The 6,508-nt window shown below is 51.0% G+C and carries 9 protein-coding genes; all 9 read left to right on the forward strand.

Annotation, left to right across the window (positions count from 1 at the left end; all coding sequences use genetic code 11):
* Positions 1-53 precede the first annotated feature (53 nt).
* Positions 54-881, forward strand: coding sequence for an FKBP-type peptidyl-prolyl cis-trans isomerase (fkpA, locus tag A936_RS09625; RefSeq protein ID WP_008457100.1), 828 nt, complete (start codon positions 54-56; stop codon positions 879-881).
* A gap of 339 nt (positions 882-1,220) precedes the next feature.
* A complete protein-coding gene (locus A936_RS09630; RefSeq protein WP_008457101.1) occupies positions 1,221-1,949 on the forward strand; it encodes a helix-turn-helix transcriptional regulator in 729 nt (242 codons plus the stop codon).
* Positions 1,949-2,335, forward strand: a complete 387-nt coding sequence (gene tusD, locus A936_RS09635) for a sulfurtransferase complex subunit TusD (protein ID WP_008457102.1) — start codon at positions 1,949-1,951, stop codon at positions 2,333-2,335. The genes A936_RS09630 and tusD overlap by 1 nt, the downstream gene beginning before the upstream one ends.
* Entirely contained in the window at positions 2,335-2,694 is a 360-nt protein-coding gene (gene tusC / locus A936_RS09640; protein ID WP_008457103.1) for a sulfurtransferase complex subunit TusC, read from the forward strand. The genes tusD and tusC overlap by 1 nt, the downstream gene beginning before the upstream one ends.
* Before the next feature lie 7 nt (positions 2,695-2,701).
* Positions 2,702-2,989: a sulfurtransferase complex subunit TusB gene (tusB, locus tag A936_RS09645; RefSeq protein ID WP_008457104.1), complete on the forward strand. Its 288-nt coding sequence runs from the start codon at positions 2,702-2,704 to the stop codon at positions 2,987-2,989.
* A gap of 124 nt (positions 2,990-3,113) precedes the next feature.
* Positions 3,114-3,488 carry a 30S ribosomal protein S12 gene (gene rpsL, locus A936_RS09650; protein WP_008457105.1) on the forward strand — a complete coding sequence of 125 codons (375 nt, stop codon included), beginning with the start codon at positions 3,114-3,116 and terminating at the stop codon, positions 3,486-3,488.
* A gap of 95 nt (positions 3,489-3,583) precedes the next feature.
* Complete coding sequence (gene rpsG / locus A936_RS09655) at positions 3,584-4,054, forward strand: 30S ribosomal protein S7 (RefSeq protein WP_008457106.1); 471 nt, start codon at positions 3,584-3,586, stop codon at positions 4,052-4,054.
* Positions 4,055-4,147: 93 nt separating this feature from the next.
* On the forward strand, positions 4,148-6,262 hold the full coding sequence (gene fusA / locus A936_RS09660; RefSeq protein WP_008457107.1) for an elongation factor G: 2,115 nt from the start codon (positions 4,148-4,150) through the stop codon (positions 6,260-6,262).
* Between the two features lie 71 nt (positions 6,263-6,333).
* Positions 6,334-6,508, forward strand: a 175-nt coding sequence (locus tag A936_RS22770; protein ID WP_008457108.1) for a GTP-binding protein, incomplete at its 3' end; no start/stop codon positions are given.

Consider the following 6,508-nt stretch of genomic DNA (forward strand, 5'->3'; position numbering starts at 1 on the left):
ACTTAGCTTATTTGAAACCCTGGGGTGAGAGGCCCCGGCCCTTGGAGAAATGGATGAAATCATTATTTAAAGTAACGCTTCTGGCGACCACAATGGCCGTTGCCCTTAATGCCCCTGCTTTTGCGGCGCCTGCTGCAGCGAAAGATGCACCTGCGGCTCAGGCTGACAGCAAAGCGGCCTTTAAGAACGACGACCAGAAAGCTGCCTATGCATTAGGCGCATCGCTCGGGCGTTACATGGAAAACTCCCTGAAAGAGCAGGAGAAACTGGGGATCACCCTGGACAAGGCTCAGCTGATCGCGGGCGTACAGGATGCGTTTGCGGATAAGAGCAAACTGTCTGACCAGGAAATCGAACAGACTCTGCAGGCGTTCGAGACTCGCGTAAAAGCCTCCGCTCAGGAGAAAATGGAGAAAGACGCTAAAGAGAACGCGGACAAAGGCAAAGCCTTCCGTGATGCTTTCGCCAAAGAGAAAGGCGTTAAAACGTCTTCTACCGGCCTGATGTATAAAGTTGAGAAAGACGGTACCGGTGATGCGCCGAAGGATACCGATACCGTTGTGGTTAACTACAAAGGTACGCTGATCGACGGTAAAGAGTTTGATAACTCCTATACCCGCGGTGAGCCACTGTCCTTCCGCCTTGATGGCGTGATCCCAGGCTGGACCGAAGGCCTGAAAAACATCAAGAAAGGCGGCAAGATCAAGCTGGTTATTCCACCAGAGCTGGCTTATGGCAAAACCGGCGTGCCGGGGATCCCTGCCAACTCTACGCTGGTGTTTGAAGTTGAGCTGCTGGACATTAAACAAGCGCCAAAAGCTGACGCTAAGCCAGCCGCTGCTGCAGATGCTAAAGCCGCTGACGCAGCCAAAAGCAAGTAATTAGCAGGTTGTTTGAGCCGCCGCCCACCGGGCGGCGGTTTTGTTTTTGGCACCAGTCTTTATTCCCCCCACGCGTAATGAGGAGAATAAAGACTGGAAAGCACATCTTACGTTGTATTACCTTAGCGGGCAGCGTTTCAACCGAGTATGAGTCTGCCCTGACACCATCAAAGCGCGACAGGCTCTCTTTAGAGTAAATTGCTGGCAACGTCTTTTATTCATAACACGCTCAATTTGCAGCAATAAAAATAATGGACGAAGTCTGCTGATTTACCCCAAACGCCCGAGAACCCCGTTGTCCGGACGTTTGTCATCAATCTGAGAGGGTGGTATTTTTTCATGTCCAATTCGCTTTTAACCAACGAAACCAGTGAACTTGATTTGCTGGACCAGCGTCCTTTTGAACAAACCGACTTCGAAATATTAAAATCCTATGAAGCGGTCGTGGACGGGTTAGCGATGCTGATTGGCTCCCATTGCGAAATCGTTCTGCACTCCCTGCAGGACCTGAAATGTTCAGCTATTCGTATCGCTAATGGTGAGCATACCGGGCGAAAAATAGGCTCGCCAATTACCGATCTGGCCTTGCGCATGCTGCACGATATGACCGGTGCTGACAGCAGCGTCTCTAAATGCTATTTCACTCGCGCAAAAAGCGGCGTTCTGATGAAGTCGGTGACGATTGCGATTCGCAACCGCGACCAGCGTGTGATTGGTTTGCTTTGCATTAACATGAACCTCGACGTGCCGTTCTCCCAGATCATGTCGACCTTTATTCCACCGGAAACTCAGGATCAGGAAGTGCCGTCTTCGGTAAACTTTGCGTCCTCCGTGGAGGATCTGGTGATGCAAACGCTGGAATTCACGATTGAAGAAGTGAATGCCGACCGTAACGTCTCAAATAACGCCAAGAACCGCCAGATAGTGCTCAACCTCTATGAAAAAGGGATCTTCGACATCAAAGATGCCATCAACCAGGTTGCCGATCGGCTGAACATTTCCAAACACACCGTTTATCTCTACATTCGCCAGTTCAAAAACGGCGACTTCCTCGGTCAGGATAAGTAATGCGTTTTGCCTTGATGGTTACTGGCCCGGCTTATGGGACGCAGCAGGCAAGCAGTGCATTGCTGTTTGCCCGGGCGTTGCTGGCGGAAGGACACTCGCTGGAGAGCGTTTTTTTCTACCGTGAAGGGATTTATAACGCCAATCAGCTGACCGCCCCGGCAAGCGATGAAGTTGATCTTGTCCGTGAGTGGCAGAGCCTGAGCGCGCAGCACGGTGTGACTCTGCATATTTGCGTGGCTGCGGCATTGCGTCGCGGTGTGGCCGATGAAGAGCAGGCCAAATCTTTGGGGCTCAAGGTGAGTAATCTCCAGCCAGGCTTTACGCTTAGTGGCCTCGGGGCGCTGGCAGAATCCGCGCTTACCTGCGAAAGAATGGTGCAGTTCTAATGAAACGTGTCGCTTTTGTTTTTCGATCGGCGCCGCACGGCTGCACCTCTGGCCGGGAAGGGCTGGATGCATTATTGGCGACGTCGGCCCTGTCAGAAGATATCGGCGTGTTCTTTGTTGGCGATGGCGTTCTACAGCTGCTGCCGGGGCAACAGCCTGCCAAAGTGCTGGGCAGGGATTACATCACCACTTTCCGCATTTTGCCGCTGTACGATATTGAGCAGTGTTTCCTTTGCGCTGCCTCAGTAAGGGAAAGAGGGCTTTCAGGTCAGGCATCCTGGGTTATCGATGCGGAAGCGCTTGAGCCTGATGCGCTTCGGGAAAAACTGAATCAGTATGATGTGGTACTTACCTTCTGAGGCTCCTATGCTGCATACCTTACGTCAGTCGCCCTTCCAGTGTGATATCACCGAGATTCTGCGTTATGCCCAGCCTGGTGACGATTTACTGCTGATTGAAGACGGCGTGATTGCCGCGCTGAATGGCAGTCGGGCGCTTGAATTACTGCTTTCCGCCCCCATTACTGTTAGCGCTCTGCAAGAAGATGTTGAGGCTCGTGGCCTCGCTGCTCAAATTTCATCCAAAATTGAGTGTGTCGGCTATACTGACTTCGTCAGATTAACGATAAAACATAGCCAGCAGTTCGCCTGGTGAGGGCGGATCGCTGTATATTTCTTGACACCTTTTCGGCTCAGCCCTAAAATTCTGCGTCCTCATATTATATGAGGCCGTTTTATTACGTGTTTACGAAGCAAAAGCTAAAACCAGGAGCTATTTAATGGCAACAGTTAACCAGCTGGTTCGCAAACCACGCGTACGCAAAGTTGCAAAAAGCAACGTGCCTGCGCTGGAAGCTTGCCCGCAAAAACGTGGTGTATGTACCCGTGTATATACCACCACTCCTAAAAAACCAAACTCCGCACTGCGTAAAGTTTGCCGTGTGCGTTTGACTAACGGTTTTGAAGTCACCTCCTACATCGGTGGTGAAGGTCACAACCTGCAGGAACACTCCGTGATCCTGATCCGTGGTGGTCGTGTTAAAGACCTGCCAGGTGTTCGCTACCACACCGTTCGTGGTGCGCTTGACTGCTCCGGCGTTAAAGACCGTAAGCAATCTCGCTCCAAGTATGGCGTGAAGCGTCCTAAGGCTTAATGGTTCTCCGTTAAGTAAGGCCAAACGTTTTAAATTAATGTCAAAATAAACTCTTTGAGTTTTGGACAATCCTGAATTAACAACGGAGTATTCCTATGCCACGTCGTCGCGTGATTGGTCAGCGTAAAATTCTGCCGGATCCTAAGTTCGGATCAGAGCTGCTGGCTAAATTTGTAAATATCCTGATGGTAGATGGTAAAAAATCTACTGCAGAATCTATCGTTTATACCGCGCTGGAAACCCTGGCTCAGCGTTCTGGTAAAAACGAGCTGGAAGCTTTCGAAGTCGCTCTGGACAACGTCCGTCCGACCGTCGAAGTTAAGTCCCGCCGTGTAGGTGGTTCTACTTACCAGGTTCCAGTTGAAGTTCGTCCGGTTCGTCGTAATGCTCTGGCAATGCGTTGGATCGTTGAAGCTGCTCGTAAACGCGGTGATAAATCCATGGCTCTTCGCCTGGCGAATGAACTGTCTGATGCTGCAGAAAACAAAGGCACTGCAGTGAAGAAACGTGAAGACGTTCACCGTATGGCTGAAGCCAACAAGGCGTTCGCTCACTACCGTTGGTAATAAATCCTTCGTAGTGTTACCCAAGCGGGCGCTTCATGAAGCTGCCCGCTTTGGGTTACTTAACTTGAACGTCCCAGGATATAGAGGAATCAAATGGCTCGTACAACACCCATTGCACGCTACCGTAACATCGGTATCAGTGCACACATCGACGCCGGTAAAACCACGACTACCGAACGTATTCTGTTCTACACCGGTGTAAACCACAAAATCGGTGAAGTTCATGACGGCGCTGCAACCATGGACTGGATGGAGCAGGAGCAGGAGCGTGGTATCACCATTACCTCCGCTGCAACTACTGCATTCTGGTCTGGTATGGCTAAGCAGTATGAACCGCACCGCGTAAACATCATCGACACCCCAGGGCACGTTGACTTCACCATCGAAGTAGAACGTTCCATGCGTGTTCTTGACGGTGCAGTAATGGTTTACTGCGCAGTTGGTGGTGTTCAGCCACAGTCTGAAACCGTATGGCGTCAGGCTAACAAATACAAAGTTCCACGCATCGCGTTCGTTAACAAAATGGACCGTATGGGTGCAAACTTCCTGAAAGTTGTAGGCCAGATCAAATCCCGTCTGGGCGCGAACCCTGTTCCGCTTCAGCTGGCGATTGGTGCTGAAGAAGGTTTCACCGGCGTTATCGACCTGGTGAAAATGAAAGCCATCAACTGGAACGATGCAGATCAGGGCGTTACCTTCGAATACGAAGATATCCCAGCTGACATGCAGGACCTGGCTGACGAATGGCACCAGAACCTGATCGAGTCCGCTGCAGAAGCCTCTGAAGAGCTGATGGAAAAATACCTGGGCGGCGAAGAGCTGTCCGAGGAAGAAATCAAGAAAGCTCTGCGTCAGCGCGTTCTGAACAACGAAATCATCCTGGTTACCTGTGGTTCTGCATTTAAGAACAAAGGTGTTCAGGCGATGCTGGATGCGGTAATCGATTACCTGCCAGCACCAACCGACGTACCGGCAATCAACGGTATTCTGGATGACGGTAAAGACACGCCGGCTGAGCGTCACGCAACTGACGACGAGCCGTTTGCTGCTCTGGCATTCAAAATCGCCACTGACCCGTTCGTTGGTAACCTGACCTTCTTCCGCGTTTACTCCGGCGTTGTTAACTCCGGTGATACCGTGCTGAACTCCGTTAAAGCTGCTCGTGAGCGCTTTGGCCGTATCGTTCAGATGCACGCTAACAAACGTGAAGAGATCAAAGAAGTTCGCGCAGGCGACATCGCGGCTGCTATCGGTCTGAAAGACGTAACTACTGGTGACACCCTGTGTGATCCAGATTCGCCTATCATTCTGGAGCGTATGGAATTCCCAGAGCCGGTAATCTCCATCGCCGTTGAACCAAAAACCAAAGCTGACCAGGAAAAAATGGGTCTGGCTCTGGGCCGTCTGGCTAAAGAAGACCCATCATTCCGCGTATGGACTGATGAAGAATCTAACCAGACCATCATCGCCGGTATGGGTGAACTGCACCTCGACATCATCGTTGACCGTATGAAGCGTGAATTCAACGTTGAAGCGAACGTCGGTAAACCTCAGGTTGCTTACCGCGAAGCGATTCGCGCTAAAGTTACCGATATCGAAGGTAAACACGCCAAGCAGTCTGGTGGTCGTGGTCAGTACGGTCATGTTGTTATCGACATGTACCCACTGGAGCCGGGCTCTAACCCTAAAGGTTACGAGTTCATCAACGACATCAAAGGCGGCGTAATTCCTGGCGAATACGTCCCTGCCGTTGATAAAGGCATCCAGGAGCAGCTGAAATCTGGTCCACTGGCGGGTTACCCGGTTGTTGATCTCGGCGTGCGTCTGCACTTCGGTTCTTACCATGACGTTGACTCCTCCGAACTGGCGTTTAAACTGGCCGCTTCTATTGCCTTCAAAGATGGCTTTAAGAAAGCTAAACCAGTTCTGCTTGAGCCTATCATGAAGGTTGAAGTTGAAACTCCGGAAGAGAACACCGGTGACGTTATCGGTGACCTTAGCCGTCGTCGTGGTCAGCTGAAAGGCCAGGAATCTAACGCTACTGGCGTACAGATTCATGCTGAAGTTCCGTTGTCTGAAATGTTCGGGTACGCAACTCAGCTGCGTTCTCTGACCAAAGGTCGTGCATCTTACTCCATGGAATTCCTGAAGTATGATGACGCACCTAACAACGTTGCTCAGGCCGTAATCGAAGCTCGTGGCAAATAAGCCAACGCTTTTAACACAATGATCCCGTGCTCTCTCCACAAGGGGAGGGCACAATAGTAAGGAATATAGCCGTGTCTAAAGAAAAATTTGAACGTACAAAACCGCACGTTAACGTTGGTACTATCGGCCACGTTGACCACGGTAAAACCACTCTGACCGCTGCAATCACTACCGTTCTGGCTAAAACCTACGGTGGTTCTGCTCGTGCATTCGACCAGATCGATAACGCACCAGAAGAAAAAGCTC

Origin of the sequence: Enterobacter sp. Ag1 (assembly GCA_000277545.1) — a bacterium.
Lineage (GTDB): Bacteria > Pseudomonadota > Gammaproteobacteria > Enterobacterales > Enterobacteriaceae > Cedecea.

Excerpts from the sequence above, each read along its gene's own strand:
- tusD (WP_008457102.1), top strand. The coding sequence starts at position 1,949 with ATGCGTTTTGCCTTGATGGTTACTGGCCCGGCTTATGGGACGCAGCAG.
- rpsG (WP_008457106.1), top strand. The coding sequence starts at position 3,584 with ATGCCACGTCGTCGCGTGATTGGTCAGCGTAAAATTCTGCCGGATCCT.
- tusC (WP_008457103.1), top strand. The coding sequence starts at position 2,335 with ATGAAACGTGTCGCTTTTGTTTTTCGATCGGCGCCGCACGGCTGCACC.
- fkpA (WP_008457100.1), top strand. The coding sequence starts at position 54 with ATGAAATCATTATTTAAAGTAACGCTTCTGGCGACCACAATGGCCGTT.
- A936_RS09630 (WP_008457101.1), top strand. The coding sequence starts at position 1,221 with ATGTCCAATTCGCTTTTAACCAACGAAACCAGTGAACTTGATTTGCTG.
- tusB (WP_008457104.1), top strand. The coding sequence starts at position 2,702 with ATGCTGCATACCTTACGTCAGTCGCCCTTCCAGTGTGATATCACCGAG.
- rpsL (WP_008457105.1), top strand. The coding sequence starts at position 3,114 with ATGGCAACAGTTAACCAGCTGGTTCGCAAACCACGCGTACGCAAAGTT.
- fusA (WP_008457107.1), top strand. The coding sequence starts at position 4,148 with ATGGCTCGTACAACACCCATTGCACGCTACCGTAACATCGGTATCAGT.